General features: G+C 65.0%; 8 protein-coding genes and 2 pseudogenes. 5 read left to right on the top strand and 5 right to left on the bottom strand.

Annotated elements, in window-relative coordinates:
* Positions 1-410: 410 nt before the first annotated feature.
* Positions 411-584 (bottom strand): annotated as a pseudogene (locus WD430_RS19790) (IS6 family transposase); the annotation flags it as partial.
* A 26-nt stretch (positions 585-610) separates the two neighbouring features.
* On the opposite strand from WD430_RS19790, the pseudogene WD430_RS19785 reads away from it, so the two are divergent.
* A pseudogene (locus WD430_RS19785) lies at positions 611-1,834 on the top strand (RNA-guided endonuclease InsQ/TnpB family protein).
* Positions 1,835-2,037: 203 nt separating this feature from the next.
* On the top strand, positions 2,038-3,081 hold the full coding sequence (locus WD430_RS19780) for a mannonate dehydratase (RefSeq protein ID WP_339106156.1): 1,044 nt from the start codon (positions 2,038-2,040) through the stop codon (positions 3,079-3,081).
* A 208-nt stretch (positions 3,082-3,289) separates the two neighbouring features.
* Here the strand turns inward: WD430_RS19780 and WD430_RS19775 are convergent, their stop codons facing one another.
* The 3 genes from WD430_RS19775 to WD430_RS19765 form a co-directional block, all read right to left on the bottom strand.
* The gene (locus tag WD430_RS19775; RefSeq protein WP_339106155.1) at positions 3,290-5,584 is read right to left on the bottom strand and encodes a LamG-like jellyroll fold domain-containing protein; all 2,295 of its coding nucleotides are present in this window, start codon (positions 5,582-5,584) and stop codon (positions 3,290-3,292) included.
* A gap of 574 nt (positions 5,585-6,158) precedes the next feature.
* Positions 6,159-9,044: a glycosyl hydrolase 115 family protein gene (locus WD430_RS19770; RefSeq protein WP_339106154.1), complete on the bottom strand. Its 2,886-nt coding sequence runs from the start codon at positions 9,042-9,044 to the stop codon at positions 6,159-6,161.
* 162 nt (positions 9,045-9,206) lie between these two features.
* A complete protein-coding gene (locus WD430_RS19765; RefSeq protein WP_339106153.1) occupies positions 9,207-12,395 on the bottom strand; it encodes a glycoside hydrolase family 2 TIM barrel-domain containing protein in 3,189 nt (1,062 codons plus the stop codon).
* A 124-nt stretch (positions 12,396-12,519) separates the two neighbouring features.
* On the opposite strand from WD430_RS19765, the gene WD430_RS19760 reads away from it, so the two are divergent.
* Both WD430_RS19760 and WD430_RS19755 read left to right on the top strand, forming a co-directional pair.
* Positions 12,520-14,382 (top strand): DUF2264 domain-containing protein, encoded by a 1,863-nt coding sequence (locus tag WD430_RS19760; protein ID WP_339106152.1) that lies wholly within the window; start codon positions 12,520-12,522, stop codon positions 14,380-14,382.
* 64 nt (positions 14,383-14,446) lie between these two features.
* Positions 14,447-15,625 carry an oligogalacturonate lyase family protein gene (locus WD430_RS19755; RefSeq protein WP_339106151.1) on the top strand — a complete coding sequence of 393 codons (1,179 nt, stop codon included), beginning with the start codon at positions 14,447-14,449 and terminating at the stop codon, positions 15,623-15,625.
* A 459-nt stretch (positions 15,626-16,084) separates the two neighbouring features.
* Here the strand turns inward: WD430_RS19755 and WD430_RS19750 are convergent, their stop codons facing one another.
* Positions 16,085-18,283 carry an RICIN domain-containing protein gene (locus WD430_RS19750; RefSeq protein WP_339106150.1) on the bottom strand — a complete coding sequence of 733 codons (2,199 nt, stop codon included), beginning with the start codon at positions 18,281-18,283 and terminating at the stop codon, positions 16,085-16,087.
* Positions 18,284-18,431: 148 nt separating this feature from the next.
* On the opposite strand from WD430_RS19750, the gene WD430_RS19745 reads away from it, so the two are divergent.
* Positions 18,432-21,185, top strand: coding sequence for a family 78 glycoside hydrolase catalytic domain (locus WD430_RS19745; protein ID WP_339106149.1), 2,754 nt, complete (start codon positions 18,432-18,434; stop codon positions 21,183-21,185).
* Positions 21,186-21,193: the final 8 nt, after the last annotated feature.

Raw genomic sequence — 21,193 nt, 5'->3', positions numbered from 1 at the left:
GCACAGTCGTGGAACCGCACTCATCCCATCGTGACTATCTTTACTATATTAATATTTTACCAGACTTTCATCACGTGTGAACGTTAATGATCGCTACCGACTATTGGTGTTTGCTGCCGAATCTTTGGGTTCTCTCATGAATCATTTATTTATAATGACAAATGGATGGAGTAGATCCGGGTGAACGACGGACGGAGGACTCCTCGATACCAAAATTTTACTGATTTGTTGACGTTTCCTCGGACGTCGATCGGTTATCCCTGACACTGAGAGGTGCGTCGTTTTGTCTCCTGAAAGAGACGTTCGATAGCGTCCTGAGTTCCATGTTTTCGTATCGAAATCGGAGTCCACGGTCGTGAAGCGTAGTTTCGAGCCACGGTGCTGAATCGACGAAAAACGCGGATAACAGATATCACCGTCTCGTCGAGCGCAACGTGATCCGGCCGGTTCCCAACTATCGGCTGCAAATCGGCTTGGTGGTCCTACTGATAGATGGTCGATCCCGCCCGATCGATACCGAATCTCTCTGTACCAGAAACAGTATCTGAAAGTGATACTCTAGGTAGATGGAGCCGGATACTCAAAGACGACCCGCACCTACGTCGCACGCATCACGAACCATAGTCAGGTTCGTGACGATCTCAACCAGTGCGGGTTCTCCGCATCCAAACTGTGGAACGTCGGACACTACTACGTCCAACAACGGTGGGACGAAGACGGTAAGATACCCGACGAAGCCGAGCTCAAATCGGAGTTGAAAGACCACGAACGCTACAGTGACCTGCATTCTCAGTCAAGTCAGCGAGTTCTCGAAGAACTTGCTGAGGCGTTCACCGGCTGGTACAACTCCGACGAGGGCAACAATCCACCGGGCTACCGAAAGCGTGGCGACGACCACCCGCGCTCCACCGTGACGTGGAAGCAGGAAGGCATCAAACACGACGACAAGCACAACCGTGTTCGTCTCTCGAAAGGCTGGAATCTGAAAGACGGATGGTCGGACTTCATCCTCGCTGAGTATGAAACGCGTCCTGACGTAGAAGTCGAGAACATCCAGCAGGTACGTGCCGTCTGGAACGGCGACGAGTGGGAACTGCACCTCGTCTGCAAGAAAGAGATTCCTGTCGAGGATGCACCCGGCGACAACACGGCTGGTATCGACCTCGGTATCGGCAACTACCTCGCTATCGACTACGAAGAGGGAGCGAGTGAGTTGTATCCGGGGAACGTACTGAAAGAGGACAAACACTACTTCACCCGTGAGGAGTACCAGACCGAAGGCGAGAACGGGCCGTCGAAGCGTGCGCTGAAGGCTCGCCGGAAACTCTCCCGACGCAAAGACCACTTCCTCCACACGCTCTCGAAACACATCGTTGAGAGATGTGTCGAAGAAGGCGTGGAGAAGATAGCGGTTGGCGACCTCAGCGACATCCGCGAAGACGAGAACGGCGACTCGCGGAACTGGGGCCAGTCGGGGAACAAGAAACTCCACGGATGGGAGTTCGACCGATTCTCCCGTCTACTTGAATACAAGGCGGAGGAACACGGTATCCTCGTTGACCGAGTAGACGGGGAAAACACCAGCAAGACGTGTTCGTGTTGCGGGCAGGTTCGTGACAGCAACCGCGTGGAGCGTGGGTTGTACGTCTGTTCGTCGTGCGAAACGACGATAAACGCAGATGTGAACGGTGCGGTGAATATCCGACGAAAGATAACTCAAAGTCCCCCGACCGGGGATATGAGTAACGGCTGGTTGGCATAGCCCGGAGTCTTCCTGTTCGACCGCGAGAGCGGGACGTTCAAAACGAGAAAACAGGGAGACTGCAAACCCTAATATCCCAACGCTAAGCAAATCGGAGATTTGCGAGGGACGCGAATCTTTGATTCGCTTGACTCGGGATTCCTCCGGCTTCAGCCGGAGGAGGATGTCAAGCCGTGAGTGGCCAGTGAGAGCCCGAGAATGGCGAGCATTGAGTACTATTCCGTAAGAACGATACTCCGTCGCCGTGGAGATAGGGCTACGTCAATACGTACCATATGACTACCGACACGACGATCAGGGTCGGCGTTCGCACCCGATCCCTTTCGAACCCGCGGCTCAAGTACATTCGCCAGCTCGGCGCGACGGACATCTTCGTTGATCACGCGGACGTCGACGAGGAACCCGACGAGTTCAACGACCGCGACGCGGATGCCACGCTCGCGGTCGGACGCGACGCGATCCCCTCGGTCGCGGACCTCGAGGCGGCCAGAGACCGCGTCGAGGAAGCCGGTCTCACCCTGACTGGGATCCAGTCGCTGCCGTACTCGCTGTACGGCGACATCATGTTCGACCGCGAGGGAGCGGACGAGGCGCTCGAGCAGATCACGACGCTCGTTCGGAACCTCGGCGAAGCGGACATCCCGATTCTCGGGTACCAGTGGAACCCGCGGGGTGTCGTGCCGATGCGGACCGGTACGGCCGACCTCCGCGGCGGTGCGCAGGGAACGGCGTTCGACTACGAGGAGGTCGACGATCCCGACGAACTCGCGCCGGGCCTCGAGCGCGAGTACACCGAAGCCGAGTTCTGGGACAACTACGAGGCCTTCCTCGAGCGGGTGCTGCCGGTCGCCGAAGAGGCCGGCGTCGAGCTGGCGTTGCACCCGGTCGATCCGCCGGTTATCGAGTCGATGTGCGGGATCCCGCGACTCTGTCGGAGCGTGGAGAACTTCGAGAAGGCGATGGGGCTCGTCCCGAGCGACAACCACAGCTTGAAGCTCTGTCTCGGATGCTTCTCGCAGATGGGCGAGGACGTCACCGACGTCCTCCGGACGTTCAGTGAGCGCGATCAGATCGGCTTCATCCACTTCCGCGACGTCGTCGGCACCGTCCCGCGGTTCCACGAGACGTTCGTCGACGAGGGGAACTTCGACACGATCGAGGTCGTCGAAACGCTCGACGAGATCGGCTACGACGGCGTCGTGATCCCGGATCACGTCCCCGAAATGACGGGCGACACCGATTGGCGACACCGCAGCCGAGGGTACACCGTCGGCTATCTCCGCGGTGTCGTCGATACCGTTCAGACTGGCTCCTCGTAGTTCGCAGACGGGCGGGTTTCTCGTAGTTCGGTGAGGTCACACGAAAGCCTCTCGTGTTGCCGACCAACGAGACAGTCATCACCGTCAACCCGGATCCACTCGGTAGCCACGGTACCTGCGATCGAGCCTCGGTGTCGGGATATCTGGAGTAACCCGTCTTTCCGACGACGGAAAACCAAACAGATCGCTCTATCGCATCTGAACGCGATCAGCTGAGACTGACCGAGTCGTACTTGTTGGCCAGGTATTGGTGGATCTGGCTGATCTCGTCTTCGGACAGTTCACGATCGAACACGAGAACCTCTGCGAGATTGCCATCCCAGAATCCTCTGCCTCGCCCCTTAGACCCGAGCGATAAGTCAGTCGGGTATTTATCGGTTGCCGTGTTCTCCTCCTTCATATCTGGTGCTTTTTCACCGTCGAGATACACGTTCATCGAGGAGTCTTCGACGAAGACGTGGGGCTCGGTGTCCGGAGTACCGAACTCTACGTTGCCAGTGCCGACGCGCCAAGTGAATTCGTCTGTCCCGTCCCAGTTACCGTAGTTCGCAATGCGGTATCGAGCGCCCTCCACTCCAAGACCCTTATCTTGTCCAACGATATATTCTCCGTTGTCAAGGCCGCCAGTAAACTGACCGACGGCGATAAACGTGGTGCTGCCGACAGTAGCCATTTCATCGTAGAGCGCCAGCCGCGTTTCGTCGGTGTGAGAGAACTGGACTACCGGATCGCCGTTCATAGCGTCGGGAGAGTAGGTGGGTCGGTTTTCTGCCGAGTCCTGATAGGCATAGTTGCCCGCCTCCGAGCGGTCCGGCCACGTCTCGATGGTGTCCCCGTCGCTGAGGTAGTCGAGCGTGGTGGCGTCTAAGTGCATCTTCAAACCATCGGTGACTGGCAGATCAGTGGCAGGCACGTCCTCGGTGCCAATGTCACTAACGTAATCTTTCCCGGGGTCCTGCGGGTAGCGCCCGATGTTGGCCTGTGGCCGGTCGACGATGTAGTCGACAGTGAGACTCTCGCCGGGGTCGGTCACCCACTCGAAGACGAGGTCCCACTGGCCGCCCGTCCATTCGAAGTGGTGGTCGTACTGGAATGCCGACGACGGTCCCTCAAACGTCTTTGACCGCAGATCCAGCGTGACGTCGGGATGGTCGTCGACGCTTTCAACGCGCGCCGCCGGATCTGACCCCGACGAGAGCGTCACCATCCCCTGGGCGACCCCCGCTCCGACGTTGTCCCGGACCACCGTCGTGGGCGAGGCAGTGTTGATGATTGCGTCCGTTCCGCCGTCGCGGAGGTCATTATCGACGAACTGGTTGTTCAGGGCATTCCCGCCCTCGTCGATCGCTTCGGTCTGCGTCCGTTCGCCTTCGGGCCGGTCGTCGTAGATCCGCATGTTGGTGATCTTCACCCCCTCGGCTCGTCGCTCCGGCGTTAGTTTCGGATCTGTGGTGCTGTACAGATCGACGGCTTCGCCCTGGCAGTTCTTGATGATCCCGCCGTTGAGGATGGTGTTGGGCGGGGCGTTGATGACCGCGCCCTTGTTTCTGGCGCCCTCGATGTACACGTTGTTGATGACGATTTCGCCGGACCCCCTGTGGATATGCAGACCGCGTCCGGCCTGGTGGCTCACGATGTTGTCTGCCGTGACCCGTCCGTCCTGAAACGTGGTCCGGAACGTCGCGTACTTCCAGTCGTCGGGGATGTCCGGGCTGTACTCGATGATATCACCGATGGTCGCGTCCGAGGAGTCGTTGAGCAACACGGCACAGCCCCCGACGTTCTTCGCGAGCACCTGGTTGATCTGGATACGGTCGACGGCGGCCGTCTCGAAGAGGTGATAATCCGTTCCCACCCCGTAGACGCGATCGACCTGTATATCCGTAGAGCGGTCCTCCGAGTCGCTCTCGTTGTCGATGCGGACGCCCTCCCCGGTTGGCATGTGTAACCTGATGTTACCGAGGACCACGTCCGTGACGCTGTGCAAGAGGATTCCGTAGTCCGCCGGCCCGTGGAGGGTGAAATTCGGGATCTCGATGTGTTCGGCATCAGATGCCTCCACGAGGGTCAGGCTGCTGTCCTCGGGGAGATTGATGGGTGCTGGGACGTCGAAAATCGTGTAGCTGGGGATCTCGATGCCCGTTCCGTCGGTCTGCGTGACCTCGCCGGGCGAGGCGATCACGACCTTTTCCTTCCAGTCTCGATCGTCCGTGAGGCTGTCGACGGCAGCCTGCGTCACGCCGATGAAGTCCTCGCTGCTCGCTACGTGCCCGTCTGCACTATCGGCGTGGTAGACTCCCTCGTCGTCTTTCCAGACGATCACATCCGCGTCACGGGCGGCCTTGCCGCTTCCACTAGAGTGACTCGCGCTCGAGGAGCCGGCCGCGCTGCCCGCGAGGCCACCGATTCCGAGCAATGACATCGCATTGCGTCTCGTCAACGTCAGATCCGACGATGGTGATTGGTTCTCCCCCACTCGTTCAAATGAATCGTCCTCTGACATACAGGATTACCAATAGCTAATTATATTTATATGTTTTGTTAACGACCGGTCAATAATGTTTATTACAATCCGTTCGAGATACTGGTGTATTCGTTCGGCAGCAGCGGACGATCAGTTATAGAGTGAATCCCGGAAAGTATGGGTTAACATAGCACGTGAGTGGTTTTCAGTATTCATGCGCGAGTGATCGTACCGCTTATCCGAATTGTCCGTCCGACTTCACCGGACGGGTTTCTCACAGCGAGCTTTCGCGACCGACAATCAGCGGATCCCGACACGGCGTTCGGTCGCGATACGGAGAGCCTGACTCCCCGGTTTCGATCGCGTTTCGGCGAAGCGGGACCGACCGTTTTCGCTCTATAAATACGAGCGTATGGCTGTAAAATACTGTGCCGGTATCTCTCTCCCGAACCGATTCCGTGCTACTATTGCCCGAACGTGTCCGATAGCGCCGGACAGTTCATTCCGGTGCGCGGTCATCGAGTAGCCAGCATGGTACATCGACGGTCCCGAGTACGGGATCCTCGCCCGTTTCTCTGCTTCGGTATACGAGATTCCGTCGATATCACAGCCATCACTCGAGGCGTCGATCCCGCGTCTCCCGCGGCCCGAGATACGATTGACGGACGTCGCCGTCGGTGTAGACGACCACTCGATCGACGACGACGCTCGGGTCCATCGCGTACAGCGACAGCGTGTGGCGACCGGACCGCTCGAGTTCGTGGCCCGTCGTCGAGTGGACGCTCGAGCGGAGCACGTTCCGCTGCCACTGCGGGTCGTGCTCGCCGCCGTTCGCGTCGAAGTCGACGACCGTCGGCTCGGCGTCGTCGATCGCGATCGCGTACCGGTGGGGCGTCGACTCGGTCGGCGCGTGGGTCGGCAGCAGCTGGACGTCGACGCGAACGTCGCCGGCACCGGCCTCGAAGTCGTACTCGAGGCGTGCCGCCCGCTCGCGAACTGCGTCGGCGTCGCCGTCGACGCGGGGGCCATCGATCGGGCGCCCGACCATCGCGGTCCCGGTCGTTCGGCTGAGGCCGTCGACGGGTTCCCAGCGCGTCTCCGCCTGGTTGATAGCCGTCGGGTGGTCGGCCTCGATCGCGACGCGACCGTTCGATTCGACGAAGACCGGCGTTCGCTCGACGCCCGACTCGGACCTGCCGTCGGTCTCGCTCGCGGTCGGCAACTCTCGCGGTCGGATCGGCACCGCGACCTCGAGTTCTCGGCCGGCGCCCGAAATCCGAACGTGGCCGGTTGTCGCCGAATCGGGCGCGGCGTCCCAGTCGACCCACAGTCGCTCGTCTCCCTCGAACGTCCCCGACGTTCGCTCAAGATCGATCCAGTCGTCGTCAGTCGTCGCCGTCCACTCGATCTCGCCCGTCCCGCGGTTGTAGCAATCGACGAACCGCGATCGATCGACGCCCTGCACGATCGTCGGCAACTGGCGGGTTCGCGGCCCGGTGCCGGCGACGCCCGACGTCCCCTCGACGGTGACGTCCAGCGTCGGCCCCTGCTCGTCGGTCACGCGCGCGGTCGTCGGCTGGTCGAACACCGGGAGATCACGCGGGCTCGCTGACATCATCCCGCGCCACTTCCCGTCCGACGAGGCGTTGTATCGCGCCGTCGCCGCGTCGATGCGTTCGAGCGCCGCTCGCGACCGTTCTGCGTACTCCGCCGCGCTCGTCCGTCCCTGGCCCGCGTAGAGCCGGCTCCGCATCGCCTCGAGGGCCCCCTCGTTCATCGCCCGCGCACACCGGATCGGGTACTCGACGAGGTGGAAGTACGCCGTTCGCGACTCCTCGGGTAGCGCCTCGCCGATCTCTCTGGCCGTCTCGTCGATTCGCTCGTAGGCCTCGAGCCGTCGCCGGGCCTCGTCGCCGTGGTGGACCGCGCTGAACGTCGGTTCGTTCTTCTCAGTGTTCGGGTACACCGCGTTCCAGCCCACGTGCTCCGGCTTGCGGGCGAGCGCGAGTCGGTAGTACGCCGCGAGCACGTCGGCGATGTCGTCCGCGTGGGCGGGACCGAACTCGCGGGCGGCCCACTCAGTGAGCCAGTCGCTCGTCGACCGCTCCGCGACGCCCTCAACGTCCCAGGCCAGCTCGAAGAAGTACTCCGTCTCCTTTTCCGCCGGCTTGAGGTCGCCGACGTTGGCCATCCACAGCGTGTCGACACCGTGTCGATAGGCTCGGTGCAGTTCCTCGCGAATCAGTGCCGGCGGGATCGAACACAGCCACTGGTGGTCGTGCGGACGCCCCCAGTACGAGAGGTGGTAGTAGACGCCGTGGCCACCGGCTCGCGCTCGCTCCTCGCCGGTCGGCAGCCGCCGGAGGTAGCCGAAGTTGTCGTCGGGCCAGACGACGCAGACGTCCTCGGGCACCTCGAGGCCGTTCCGGTAGAGGTCGAGCGTCTCCTTGTACGGACAGAAAATCTGCGGGACGGTCTCGACCGGCGGCTTGAGGTGTTCCTCGAGAATCTCGCGCTGATCGTCGATCACCCGCTGGAGCAGGTCGACGCGTTCCGTGAGCGTGTCGCCGCCGGGCATCCCCGAGTCGTGGATCCCGCGCATGCCGACCGTGAACAGGTTCTCGTGGCCGGCGACCTCGTCGACGCGGTCAGTCCAGTACTCGCGGATCCGCTCCGCGTTGGTCGCGTAGTTCCACTCGCCGTCTTCTTCCGAGTCCCACTCGTCGACGTTGTTCCGATGCATCGGCTCGCAGTGGGAGGTGCCGACGACGATGGCGTACCGCTCGGCGGCCTCGCGATTGCCGTCGCACCGGTAGAACGCCTTCGTCCCGTCGTGCATCGCCGGCCAGATCGTGTTCCCCCTGAGCCGCAAGAGCAGTTCGAACAGTCGCTCGTAGGTCTTCGGCCCGATTCCGTCCGCCGTCGCCGGATCGTGCGTCTCCTGTGCCCACTCGCGGAATCCGAAGTCCTCGTCGTTGACGAACACGCCGCGGTACCGAACCGATGGCGGACCCTCCCGCTCTACGCCCTCGGTCATGTAGAGAGCGTCCCGGTCGGGCGTCGGGACGTCGGCCCACCAGTACCACGGCGAGACGCCGATTCGCTTCGACAGCTCGTACGCCCCGTAGGCCGTCCCGCGGCGATCGCTCCCAGCGATCAGCACGCACGACTCGAGGCCCGGGAGCGGTTCGTCGACCGTTCCGATGACGAAACTCTCCCGCTGGTCCGTCAGCGTCGCGACGTCGACGTCGCTCGACTCCAGGCATCGATCGACGCCCTCGGAGCGACCGATCGTGCCGACGATCACGGCGGTCTCTGAGAGGTCGGCGAGCGACCCGGTAACCGCGGGCCGGCGTCCGGTGACGCGTTCGATATCGTCGCCGAGGTCGGTCGCCGCGACGGTCGCGACCTCGTGATCGTTCCCGTCGACGTAGATATCGGCGATCGCGTCCTCGGACACGATCGGGACGTCGCCGTCTGAGGGGCTGTCGGTTATCATCGTAACCACGTCGCTGCTGCCAGTGTATCCGTAGTACGTGGCATGTTGACGCACAGTGTGTCGCATCGAGGCATAAAACCACCGTTCCCTCAGGTAGCTCGAATCTATGCGCCGTTCGCCATATCGAAACCGGTCGGCACTGAACCGAACGGCGTGCAGCTCTCAGCGCCGATCGGTCGCTGCGCCCTCATCTGCAGTGAACGGGTGTAGCTCCATACGGAACGAGGTCGGCTCTGGCTCGAGTCGGTACTCCTCGAGCGTTGACGGCCCGCAGCTTCCGGTTCCGAGCCCGCAGTGGCCGTCGTCGAGCGAGACCCAGACGCCGTCCCGATCCGGAAGTTCGTGCGTGTGCTCGGCGTCGTCGAGATCGGTGGTGCTGAAGGGATGGGCGCTGAAATCGAAGGTGGTCTCGCCGGTGACGAAGAGGCCGACCCCGCGCTGGTCGGTGAACGTCACCCAGCGGGTGTCAGTTCGGTTCCCGCTCTCCTGCGGAGCGACGTAGGGCGTCTGAAGATCGGCGACCGATCGACTGTACCGGCCGAGCAGGGCGGCCTCCTTGCTGTCGACGTACGACTCGCCCGGTCCCCGTCCGTACCACGTGACCTGCTCGAGGTCGTCCGCGAGCATGAGGTCGAGCCCGACTCGAGGGAGCGAGGGAAGCAGCGACAGGTCTCCTTCGGGCTCGAGCGCGGTGTCGACGGTTATCGCGCCGGTGTTCTCGATCGCGTACGTCTGCTCGATCGCGAACCCGTGGTCGTATATCGGCGGCGCGAGGCGGCCGTCGACGGTGATCGTGACGGGATCGTCGTCTCGCTCGCCCTGACCACACGTGACGTCGTCGACGCGGAACTGCAACTGATCGAGCCCGTACTCCCGCCAGAGCTGTTCGAATCCGACGGTCGCGAGATCTCCCGCCTGAACGAGCTCCTCGTTCTCGTAGCGTTCGGTGAACTGCGACAGGAGCGTCCGCGAGAGCGGGAGCCCCCCGTCGTTGTCTGTCGGCGCGCGCCAGATTCCGACCGAGGGGCCGTTCTCCAGCAGCGACCGGTTCCGATACGTGAGCGAGTCGATGACGCCGAACGTGCGATCGAAGACCAGTTCGAACTGCCCGTTCGAAACGCGGATCTCCGCTCCGGCCGCGTCACACGTTAGCGGCGCGGCGACGCCGGTCGTCGGCCGCGAAGCGGAGCCGGCCCTGGACTCGCTTTCCGGAAGCTCGAACTCGCCGGTCGCGACCGTGTGTCCCTCCGGCGCCCACGCCGTTTCGCGAGCGAGCGAGACGTCGACGGTGAGGACGTGCTCGGCGTCCGTGTCGAGTCCGTCTGTCCCGAGTCCGTCCGCGTCGACGGGAACCGCGACCGTCGCGGACTCACCGGCGTCGACGGACGGCAACGGAAGCCGCCCGCTCTGAACGACGCGGCCGTCGGACAGCACGCGCCAGGAGGCCCGGAGGTGCTCGAGCGACCGGAAATCGTACCGGTTCTCGACGGTGAGCTCCCCTTGCTCGAGATCCGCTTCGCGCAGGACGACCGGCTCGATGACCTTCTTGTACTCGGTGAGCCCGGGCGAGGGCTCCCGATCGGGGAAGACGAGCCCGTTGATGTTGAAGTTCGCGTCGTTCGGTTCGTCGCCGAAGTCGCCGCCGTAGGCGAACCACTCCGTCCCGTCGTCGGTCGTTCGCCGGAGCCCCTGGTCGATCCAGTCCCAGACGAAGCCGCCCTGCAGTCCCTCGTGTTCGTAAAAGAGGTCCCAGAACTCCCGGAGGTTCCCCGGCCCGTTCCCCATCGCGTGGGCGTACTCGCAGAGCACGACCGGATGCTCGAGGTCGGTCTCGGCCCACTCCTCGAGCTGCTCGAACGGCGGATACATTGGCCCGATGATGTCCGAGACCGTCTGCTCCGTATCGGGCTCGTAGTGGATCGGCCGCGTCGGATCGCGCTCGCGAGTCGCCGCGGCCATCCGCTCGTGGTGGGCTCCGAGGCCGGACTCGTTGCCCAGCGACCAGCAGATGACGCTGGGATGGTTCTTGTCGCGTTCGACCATTCGACTCATCCGATCGACGTAGGCCTCCTCCCAGCGCGGGTCGTCACTAAGGTGCTCCGTCGTCTCCGCGTGGATCATCCCGTGGCACTCGAGGTCGGTCTCGTCGAGCACGTAGAGCCCGTACTCGTTACAGAGCTCGTAGAACCGCGGATCGTTCGGGTAGTGGGCCGTCCGGACCGCGTTGATGTTGTGCCGTTTCATCATCTCGATGTCCTCCCGCATCGCCTCGAGCGGGACGGCGCGGCCGCGGTCGGGGTGGAAGTCGTGGCGATTGACGCCGCGGATCGTCACCGGTCGGCCGTTGACCAGCAACTGTCCGTCGGTGATCTCGACCTCGCGGAAGCCGACCGTCTGCGAGACGATCGTTTCGTCGTCGCCCTCGTCCCGAGCGACGCCGAGGACGAAATCGTAGCAGGTGGGCGTCTCCGCGGTCCACTTGCGGGGCTCCTCGACGGTCGTCTCGAACTCGAGGGTCGTCGTCTCGCCGGCCTCGAGCGACACGGACCTGGCCTCGAGCGTCGTCGAGACCGACACGTCGTCCGCGTCGCGCAGCGTCGGTTCGATTCGGGCCGTCCCGTCGTCGCCGACGTTGCGCACGTCGACGGACGCACGCAGAACGGCGTCCTCGTATCGCTCGTCGAGGTCGGTCCGGACGTCCACGTCCGCGACCTGTACCGTCGGATGTGCCGAGAGGGTGACGTCGCGGAAGATCCCGCTGAGCCACCACATGTCCTGGTCCTCGAGGTAGCTCCCGGTCGACCACTTGTAGACGCGGATGGCGACCGTGTTCTCGCCCGGCGAGACGTAGTCGGTGACGTCGAACGCCGACGGGAGGCGACTCCCCTCGCTGTACCCGACCTCTTCGCCGTTGATCCAGAGGTGGAACGCGGAGTCGACGCCGCCGAACCGGAGTCTGAGCTGGCGCCCGTCCCAGTCGTCGGGGACGTGGAACGTCCGGCGGTACGACGCGGTCGGATTCTCGGTCGGGACGTTCGGCGGATCGAGGGGGAACGGGTAGACCACGTTCGTGTAGTGGGGATCGCCGTAGCCGGCGGTCTGCCAATGCTGAGGCACCTCGATACGGTCCCAGTCGCTCACGTCCGTGGCCGGATCGTGAAACGATTCGGGGGCGGCGGCCGGCGTCTCCGACAATTGGAACCGCCACTCCCCGTTCAGTACCGAGATCCAGGGCGACGCCCCCCGATTCCCGGCGGTCGCGTTCCTCGTCGCCGCGTACGGGAGGAGATACGCGTGCGGATCGATCCGATTTCGACCGACCGTCTCCGGGTCGGCCCAGTCTCGAGTCATCGACCGATAGTGCCCGACGAATTATTATTAATCCTCGGACGCGGGCGATCGAGGCCGATCGAGAGCGCGGACGGCGGGTCTCGATTGGGCAAACGTTTTCTCACTCGTACCGCATTCACCGAGTATGAATCCGGTCGCGGGGAACCCGCTTCGGACGCGAACCGACTTCGAACAGGCGGTCGAACAGCTCGTCGACCCGTTGTACGATCATGCCAGTCCCGGCGGCGCGCGGGTGCGACCGATGGCGACCGGCGCTCACTTTCCCGCCGTCGCCGCCGAACTCGAGGGGTTCGCACGACCGCTGTGGGGGCTCGTTCCGCTGAGCGTCCACGGGACGTCCGAGCAGTGGGACCTCGTTCGACGCGGTCTCGTCAACGGCACGGACCCGAGCCACGACGAGTACTGGGGCGAGGCGGACGACTACGCCCAGAAACACGTCGAGATGGCCGCGATCGGGCTCGGACTCGCGCTGACGCCCGAACGAATCTGGGACCCGCTCTCCGAACCGGAGCGGGAGCGACTCGTCCGCTGGCTGAACCAGATCAACGACGCCGAACTCCACGACTGCAACTGGCTGTTCTTCCGGGTCATGGTCAACATGGGGCTCCGGTCGGTCGGGGCGGACCACGACTGGGAGCAGACACAGGCGTCGCTCGATCGACTCGAGTCGTTCTATCAGGGCGGGGGCTGGTACACCGACGGTCCGAAGGGGGACGGGAGTCCGGTCGACTACTACCTGCCGTGGGCGATGCACTTCTACGGGCTCGTCTACGCCGCCGTCTGCGGCGACGAGGACCCGGAGCGGGCCAGCCGGTTTCGCGAGCGGGCCGCCGAGTTCGCGACCGAGCACGTCCACTGGTTCGACGACGAGGGACGCGCGCTCCCCTACGGACGGAGCCTCACCTACCGCTTCGCGCAGGCCGGGTTCTGGGGCGCGCTCGCCTTTGCCGATCTGAACCCGCTCCCGTGGGGCGTCCTCAGAGGGCTCTGGGCGCGGAATATCCGCTGGTGGCTGAACCAGCCGATCTTCACGGACGGCGGCCTGCTGTCGGTCGGCTACCGGTATCCGACGCTCAAAACGTCGGAGGTGTACAACTCGCCGAACTCGCCGTACTGGGCGACGAAGGCGTTCCTGCCGCTCGCGCTCGAGCCGACGCACCCGTTCTGGCAGGCCGACGAGGAACCGCTCCCCGACCGACCCGAGACGGTCGTCCAGTCCGAGCCCCGGAAGGTCATCTGTCGGGACGACGACCACCTGTTCGCGCTCTCGCTCGCCCAGGACAGCATCTACGGGCCGGAGAAGTACGGGAAGTTCGCCTACTCCGCGACCTTCGGGTTCTCCATGGCCGGGCAGAACGTGGGCCTCGGGGAGGCGGGACACGACAGCTCGCTCGCGCTCAGCCCGGACGGAGACCTGTACAAAACCCCCGCCCCCGAGTCGGTCGCCGCGACCGACGTCGACGGGACGACCCTCAAATCGCTGTGGACCCCGTGGGACGACGTCCGCGTCGAAACCTGGCTGGCGCCGGCGCTCCCCTGGCACGTCCGGGTCCACCGCCTCGAGACGTCGCGACCGCTTCACAGCGAGGAGGGCGGGTTCGCGCTCGATCGGACGGGCGACGACGACCCGACGCAGTTTACCAACGAGACCGAGGGAGCGACCGCCCGCGCCGCGTATCCGAACGGGACGAGCCTCGTCACCGACCTGCGCGGCGACCGCCGACCGGAGATCGTCCCGGAGGAACCGAACACGAACCTCATGCACCCGCGTACGGTCGTCCCGACGCTCCGAAAGCAGTACGACGCCGGTGAACACTGGCTGGCCACTGCCGTCCGAGCGACGGCCGAGGGGCCGGTCGATTTCGATCGGACGCCGGAACTCGTGACGGCCGACGGCGACGACCGCGTCGCGATCGAGACGGCCGACGGCGACCGACTCCTCGAGTGTACGGCGGGCGAGATTTCGGGGGCCGACGGGACGGAGTAGTCGGACTCGAGTCGACCGCTCCGTCGAGTAGCTTTTTGCGTTTCGACCACGTTCCCCGAGCCAGATGGCAGACGAATTACGACAGGGGCCGAACGCCGGTCGAACGCTACCCGCGGAGCGCGACCGATACGCGGATCCGGAGACCGGCGCGCAGGTTACGCGGTTGACGAGCGATCCGGACGCCGACAGCCGACACCTGTACTTCACCGAACCGGGGTGGTACGACGACGGCCGCCGGCTGCTCGTTCGCTCGGATCGAGACGGAACGCAGCAGCTCTACTCGATTGCTCTCGAATCCGGCGAGATCACACAGTTGACCGATCTCCCGGCCGAGATCAGTGGCGTCACCCGCGTCGCGACCGAACCGACGGCGCTGTGCTGGTGTGCCGATCGGCTCGTCGCGCTCGACCTCGAGTCGCTCGCGGTGACACCGCTGTACGAGCTCCCCGACGGCTATACCGGAAGCATCGCTGCGGGAACGGCCGACGGAGCGCGAGCCGTCGTCGCGCTCTCGGAGGAACTCGACCTCGAAGGGCGGTCGAACGATCGCGAACAGTGGATCGCCGACCGAATGCGCGCCGGCCCGCACTCGAGGGTGATCTCGGTCCCGCTCTCCGGCGGCGAGCCGACCGTTCACGTCGAGGAGGACCGGTGGCTCAACCACGTCAACGCGTCGCCGACCCGGCCCGAACTCGTCACGTACTGCGAAGAGGGCACGTGGGAGGACGTCGACCGAATCCGGGCGCTGAACCTCGAGACGGACGAGACGTGGCTCGTCCGGCCGACCGACGATGACGAGGCCGTCGGCCACGAGTACTGGCTCGCCGACGGCGAGACGATCGGCTACCACGGCTGGCGGGGCGGCCGCGACGACCCCGAGGCGTTCTTCGGTCACGTTCGGTACGACGGCGCGGACTGCCGCGAGTGGCCGGCGCCGGACATCTACACGCATTTCCACGGCAATACCCGCAAACTGGTCGTCGGAGACGGTACGTACCGCAGCGCTCCCTTCGATCTTCTCTGGGAGTGGGACGACGACGCCGACGAGTACCGGACTCCACGCAAGCTGGCCGCACACGGCTGGAGCGGCGACGACGACGTTCACCCCCACTCGAGGCTGAGCCCCGACGGGAACCGCGTCGTCTTCGACAGCAGCCGGGGCGGCACCGGCAGCGACGTCTACCTCGTCGAGATTCCCGACGACCGCGACGAACTCCCGGCATTCGAGGGCGTAGCGGAGTAGTCCCGCGCGAGCGAGCGATCGCGACACGGTCGTCAGGACAGCCTTGCAACGGGGAACATCTGTGATCCGACTACGGAGTCGTCACGGACGCTTCACATCCCACGGAACCTGCGTCGTCCTCAGAAGTGTGAGACGGCTCAAAGCGCTCGAGGATCTGTGCTACGATTCTCGAGCGCATTCCGTTTGCTCGCGGCTGTAGCGATTCGTTTGTCACGTTCGTCTCGTCCGTCGCGAACGTTCTCCTGCCAGTGGGTTAGTGGGGGTTCACCCACTGGCGGGAGACGTACGAGAATAGGCTTGCCAGAGGCTATTCCGTGTACCGCGCACGTTTCAGTGCGCAAATCGATATACTCGATGGACGAATATCAATATTTGGGTTGTTACAACATATCATTGTCTCGCAGTCGATCGGTGATCGACGCGAACGCCCGAGCGGTTTCGAGCGCGAACAGAACGGAGCTACCCGTCCTCGGGATCCTGGAACTTCCAGAGCTGGTTGCTGCCGTTCGTCACGTTCCAGTGGCGCAGGTCGGCGCCCGGTTCGGGGTCGACCTCCCAGACGTCGATCGCGAGATCGTCCGCGTGGGTCGGCTCGAGCGTGTATCGGTCGGGTGCGACCGGATTCGCCTCGAACTTCTGGTGGTCGGCGTCCTCCCACGCGCCCAGTTCGAGGTTCGTGCCGGTGTCAGTCCCGCCGTCGGCCGTCTCGAGCGCGAGCCCGTCGGCGTCGACCGGGCTGATGCGGAAGACGCCGTCCTCGAGTTCAGTGACGTCCCACACCTGGCCGTTCGCCTCGCCCCAGGTGTCGTTGTAGACGTTCGCGCCGTCGGCGAGGTCGCCGTCGACGCTCATCACGATCTCGTCGCCGTTGAGCGCCGAGGTGAGTCGGTAGGTCCCCGCCTCGAGTTCCGTGAGCTCTCCCCCGCCGGCCATCGACTCGTGGGTACCGAGGTTCGCCCGCGGATTGTCGACGACGTACTGGACGTCCACGTTCTGGCCGGGGTCGCGCTTCCACTCGAAGTGGAGATCCCATTCTCCCGTGTCGGCGTTCCAGAGGAAGTAGTGATCGTACGCGAACGTCGCGCCCGCGGCCTCGACGGGATCGGCCCGCAGCGACGGCTGCTGGTAGCCGAACGGACTGACGCCCGCGACGGTCGCGGCGGGGTCGGCCCCGGACTCGAGAGTAACGGTCCCCTTCGCGAGCCCGCCGCCGTGGTTGCCCCGGAGGATCGTGTCGTCGGCGTCGACGCGGATGTTCCGTTCGGTGCCGCCGCCGCGCACGTCACAGTCGATGATCCGCACGTTCGAGGTCTGTCCGCCGGAGACGTAGATGCCGTAACTCTGTTCGCGGTCTTCCTCCGGCCGATCGTCGTAGGTTCGGAGGTTCGAGATCGTCACGCCGTTCGTGGGATCGTGCTGGTAGTCCGACCGCGAGTGGATCCGCACGGCCTCCGCGGCGCAGTTCTTGACGACGCCGCCCTCGACCGTGAAGTTCTGGTTGTCCTCGATGAAGATCCCGGTGACGTCCATCTCCGAGACGTTCGCCTCGCCGATGGTGACGTTGTGCGACCCGGAGACGCCGAAGATCCCGCGGGCGCCGCCGCGGACGACCACCTGATCGCAGGTGACGTCGTGGGTGCCGTTGGCCACGCGGAAGCCGGCGTAGCCCCCGCCGGGATCGATCTCCCTCCCGACGACGGAGCCGACCGTCGCGTCGGTGGTCTCGTTGAGCAGGACGCCACAGCCCGACTCGACGCCGTTCGCGATTACCTGTCCGACCTGGATGCGATCGACCGCGTACGTCTCGAATGCGTGGCCGCCCGAGTTCTCGACGTAGACCGAGTCGACCTGGATATCCGTACAGCGAACCGTGTCCTCGCCGCGACCGTGAGCGAAGCCGTCGATGCGGACGCCGATGCCGCCACGGGGGCTGTCGCCGGTCATCTCGACGTTCACGTTCCCGAGTCGGAGGTTCCGAACGCTCCGGAGGAACATCCCGAACCGGGGGTTCCCGACCACTCTGAAGTTCGGAATCTCGATGTGTTCGGCGTCGTAGGCCGTGACCGGAACGACGAGCGCCTGATCGCCCTCGTCTTCGACGCGCATCGTCGCGGGCATATCCAGCACGGTGTAGCTCGGCAGTTCGATCCCCCTGATGTCGCTCGAGCCCTCGTAGGTCGGCACGTCGCCGCTTCCGTCGACCGGCCCAACGGTACTCGGCGAGACCACCGCGACCGTCTCCTTCCAGTCGCGACCGTCGGTCAGGCTGTCGACCGCCGCCTGCGTGACGTCGATCACGTCCTCGCCGCTCGCGACGTGTCCATCGGTTCCGTCGGCGTGGAAGACGCCGTCGTCGTCCTTCCAGACGATCACGTCCGCGTTCCGCGCCGCGGTGTAGACGTTATCGACCTCGAGTGACCCCAGATTCGAGAGGTCGTGTCCCTGCGCGTCGATGTCCTGGTTCCACTTGCGTGTCGGACCTGACTCACCCCCTCCTGTGACGGATCGGCCGCCGTCGGCTCGCGCCGTCCCACTTCCGTACGCTGCGGCGAGACCGCCGACACCCAACAGACCGAGGATCGTCCGTCGATCGAACGTCAGACCGGATTCGTGTGCGCTCGCGTTGCCACTTCCCTGTGATTCGGTATCTCGTACCACGATACGTTGAACCATTCCCTTTCATAAATATTTATTGTTGGTAGTCATACAATCGTGGTTTCTGAAAGATATCGTCGGATCTCGAGCGTCGGAGCAGCTGTGTCGGTATTTTTACGGTCTCCGGACGAGATAGCACACGAACACGACGATGTCAGGGAACCAGCCAGTAGACCTGCGAACCGAGTACGCGTCGAATCCGATCGGGATCGACGCTTCGACGCCCGACCTGCGCTGGCGGGTCGACACGGATCGCCGCGGGGCGCGCCAGACCGCGTTCCGAGTGCTCGTCGCGTCGACGCCGGACCGCCTCGAGGACGGTGAAGGGGACCTCTGGGACACCGGAAAGCGGTCGTCGGACCGTCCGGCGGTGACCTACGACGGCGAGTCGCTCGAGTCCGGAACCGAATACCACTGGGCGGTTCGCGTGTGGGACGAGTCCGACGAGCCGAGCGCGTGGAGCGATCCAGCCCGGTGGGAGACGGGACCGCTCGAGCCCGCCGACTGGGAGGCCGCCTGGATCCGTCGCCCGGGAGACGGCGCGTTCGAGCGCGGCCGATTCACCTATCTGCGTCGCGAGTTCTCCCTCGAGGGGGAAATCGAGCGAGCCCGAGCGTACGTCTCCGCCAGTCATCAGTACGAACTCTCGGTCAACGGCGACGTGATCGACTGGGGCCAGTCGGCGTCCTACCCGGACTATCAGTACTACAGGACCATCGATCTCACAGACGCCCTCGAAACGGGCGAGAACGCGATCGGCGCGCTGTGCAACTGGAGCGGCGCCGGACAGGGACGGCCCGCCGCCGAACCCGGCTTCGTCTGCCAGCTCGAGGTGACGTTCGCCGACGGGACCGAGCGCACCGTCGTCACCGACGGGTCGTGGCGCGTCCGCGAGGCCGAGTGGCGAGAGGACGCGCCGCTGCGAAACGACGAGATCGCGGAGCCGGTCGAGATCGTCGACGGTCGGCGGGCCCCGCTCGGCTGGAGCGAGCCGGGATTCGACGCGGGAGCGTGGGACCCCGCGACCGTCGTCGGCACCCATCCCACGGAGCCGTGGGAACGGCTCGTCGCCCAGCAATCCGAAGTCGTTCGGTCGCCGATCGAGCCCGTCTCGATGGACCGACTCGAGGACGGGACGTACGTGGTCGACTTCGGGCGGGTCTACGCCGGACTCCCTGAGGTGCACTTCGCGGACGGAACCGACGGACACCGGGTCGCGCTCAGGGCGGGCTACCGGCTCGCGGACGACGGCTCGGTCGACGAGACGGAGGGGACCCAGTGGACGGACATGCGCTACGAGTACGTCCAGCGAGGCGGCGAGGAGACGTTCCGTCCGTTCAACTACCTCGGCGTCCGCTACCTGCAGATCGACGATCCGGGCGAGGAACTCGAGCCCGAACAGGTGCGGCTGCTGGCGACGCGCAACGCCGTCCCCGACGAGCGGGCGGCGACGTTCGAGTCCGGCGACGAGACGGTCGACGCGGTCTTCGACCTCGCGCGCCACTCGGCGCTGTACGGCTGTCAGGGGCAGTTCGTCGACACGCCGACCCGCGAGAAAGGCCAGTTCCTGATGGACGGCTTCAACGTTTCGCGGACGACGACTCGAGCGTTCGCGGAGCGCACGCTGAGCCGCCAGGCGATCGACGAGTTCTGCCGCTCGCACTACCGGTACTGGGCCGGCGAGGGCCGGCTGAACGCCGTCTACCCGAACGGCGACGGCAAGCGCGACATCCCCGATTTCACGGTCTCGTTCCCCGAGTGGGTCTGGCGGTACTACCGCACGACCGGCGACCGGGCGACGCTCGAGCGCGCCTATCCGGTCATCACGGCGATCGCGGCGTACGTCGAGCGCCACGTCGACGGCGATACCGGGCTCGTCGCGAACCTCTCGGGCGGCGAGGGCGGCCCCTACGAGGAGGGGATCGTCGACTGGCCGCCCGAGATGCGCTACGGCTACGACCGCGACTGGCCCGTCAGGACCACGGTCAACGTCCTCTGTACGAGCGCGCTCGGACGGGCGGCCGACGTCGCGGCCGCGCTCGACCGTCCGGACCGCGAGCGAGCGCACTACCGCGACCGACAGCGCGCGCTCGAGGCGGCGATCGACGATCGTCTCCGGCAGGGCGACCGCTACGTCGACGGCCGCGACGCGACCGACGCGAGCGACTCCGCGTCCCAGCACGCCAACGCACTGCCGCTGGCGTTCGATCTCGTTCCCGACGCGCGCGTCGACGCCGTCGCCGAGCGCGTGGCCGAGCAGGGGATGTCGATGGGGCCGATGATGGTGCCGTGGCTGCTCGAGGCCCTCGAGACCGCCGGTCGCCCCGACGCCGTCGTCGACCTGCTGACGAACGCCGAGGACGACGGCTGGGCGAACATCCTCGAGCGGGGCGGCACGTTCACCTGGGAGACCTGGCACTGCCGCGACTCCTCGCTGCCGGACGACCAGCGGCACAACCGCAGCGAGTCCCACGCCATGGGCGCGACGGTGCTGGTGTACATCCTCCGGACGCTCCTGGGCGTGCGCCCCGACGGCGTCGCGGGCGACCGCGTCGAGATCCGTCCGCCCGAGGCGGGACTCGAGTCGGCGTCCGGTCGGATCCCGACCGAGCGGGGCACCGTCGAGGTCTCGTGGAGTCGCGAAGCGGACGGGGACCGCGAGGACGGCGCGTCGTTCCGACTCGAGGCGACGATCCCGTGGAACGCGTCGGCGACGGTCGCCCTCCCGATAGGGGAGCGAGACGCCGTCGCGACGGTGAACGGTGAGCCGGTTCGGGACAGTGAGGGAGCGGCGACGCTCCCCGACGGCGTCTCGGCCGTTCGGGAGGGCGATCGGCTCGAGATCGACGTCGAATCGGGGACCTATCGGTTCACTTTCGGTGACTCCGCGGACGTGCCGCGGTAGACCGGTCA

Origin of the sequence: Haloterrigena sp. KLK7, assembly GCF_037914945.1 — an archaeon.
Taxonomy (GTDB): Archaea; Halobacteriota; Halobacteria; order Halobacteriales; family Natrialbaceae; genus Haloterrigena; species Haloterrigena salinisoli.
The sequence above is the reverse complement of the archived record's forward strand: the minus strand, read 5'-3'. Positions and strand labels throughout refer to the sequence as shown.

Excerpts from the sequence above, each read along its gene's own strand:
- WD430_RS19780 (WP_339106156.1), top strand. The coding sequence starts at position 2,038 with ATGACTACCGACACGACGATCAGGGTCGGCGTTCGCACCCGATCCCTT.
- WD430_RS19775 (WP_339106155.1), bottom strand. The coding sequence starts at position 5,584 with ATGTCAGAGGACGATTCATTTGAACGAGTGGGGGAGAACCAATCACCA.
- WD430_RS19770 (WP_339106154.1), bottom strand. The coding sequence starts at position 9,044 with ATGATAACCGACAGCCCCTCAGACGGCGACGTCCCGATCGTGTCCGAG.
- WD430_RS19765 (WP_339106153.1), bottom strand. The coding sequence starts at position 12,395 with ATGACTCGAGACTGGGCCGACCCGGAGACGGTCGGTCGAAATCGGATC.
- WD430_RS19760 (WP_339106152.1), top strand. The coding sequence starts at position 12,520 with ATGAATCCGGTCGCGGGGAACCCGCTTCGGACGCGAACCGACTTCGAA.
- WD430_RS19755 (WP_339106151.1), top strand. The coding sequence starts at position 14,447 with ATGGCAGACGAATTACGACAGGGGCCGAACGCCGGTCGAACGCTACCC.
- WD430_RS19745 (WP_339106149.1), top strand. The coding sequence starts at position 18,432 with ATGTCAGGGAACCAGCCAGTAGACCTGCGAACCGAGTACGCGTCGAAT.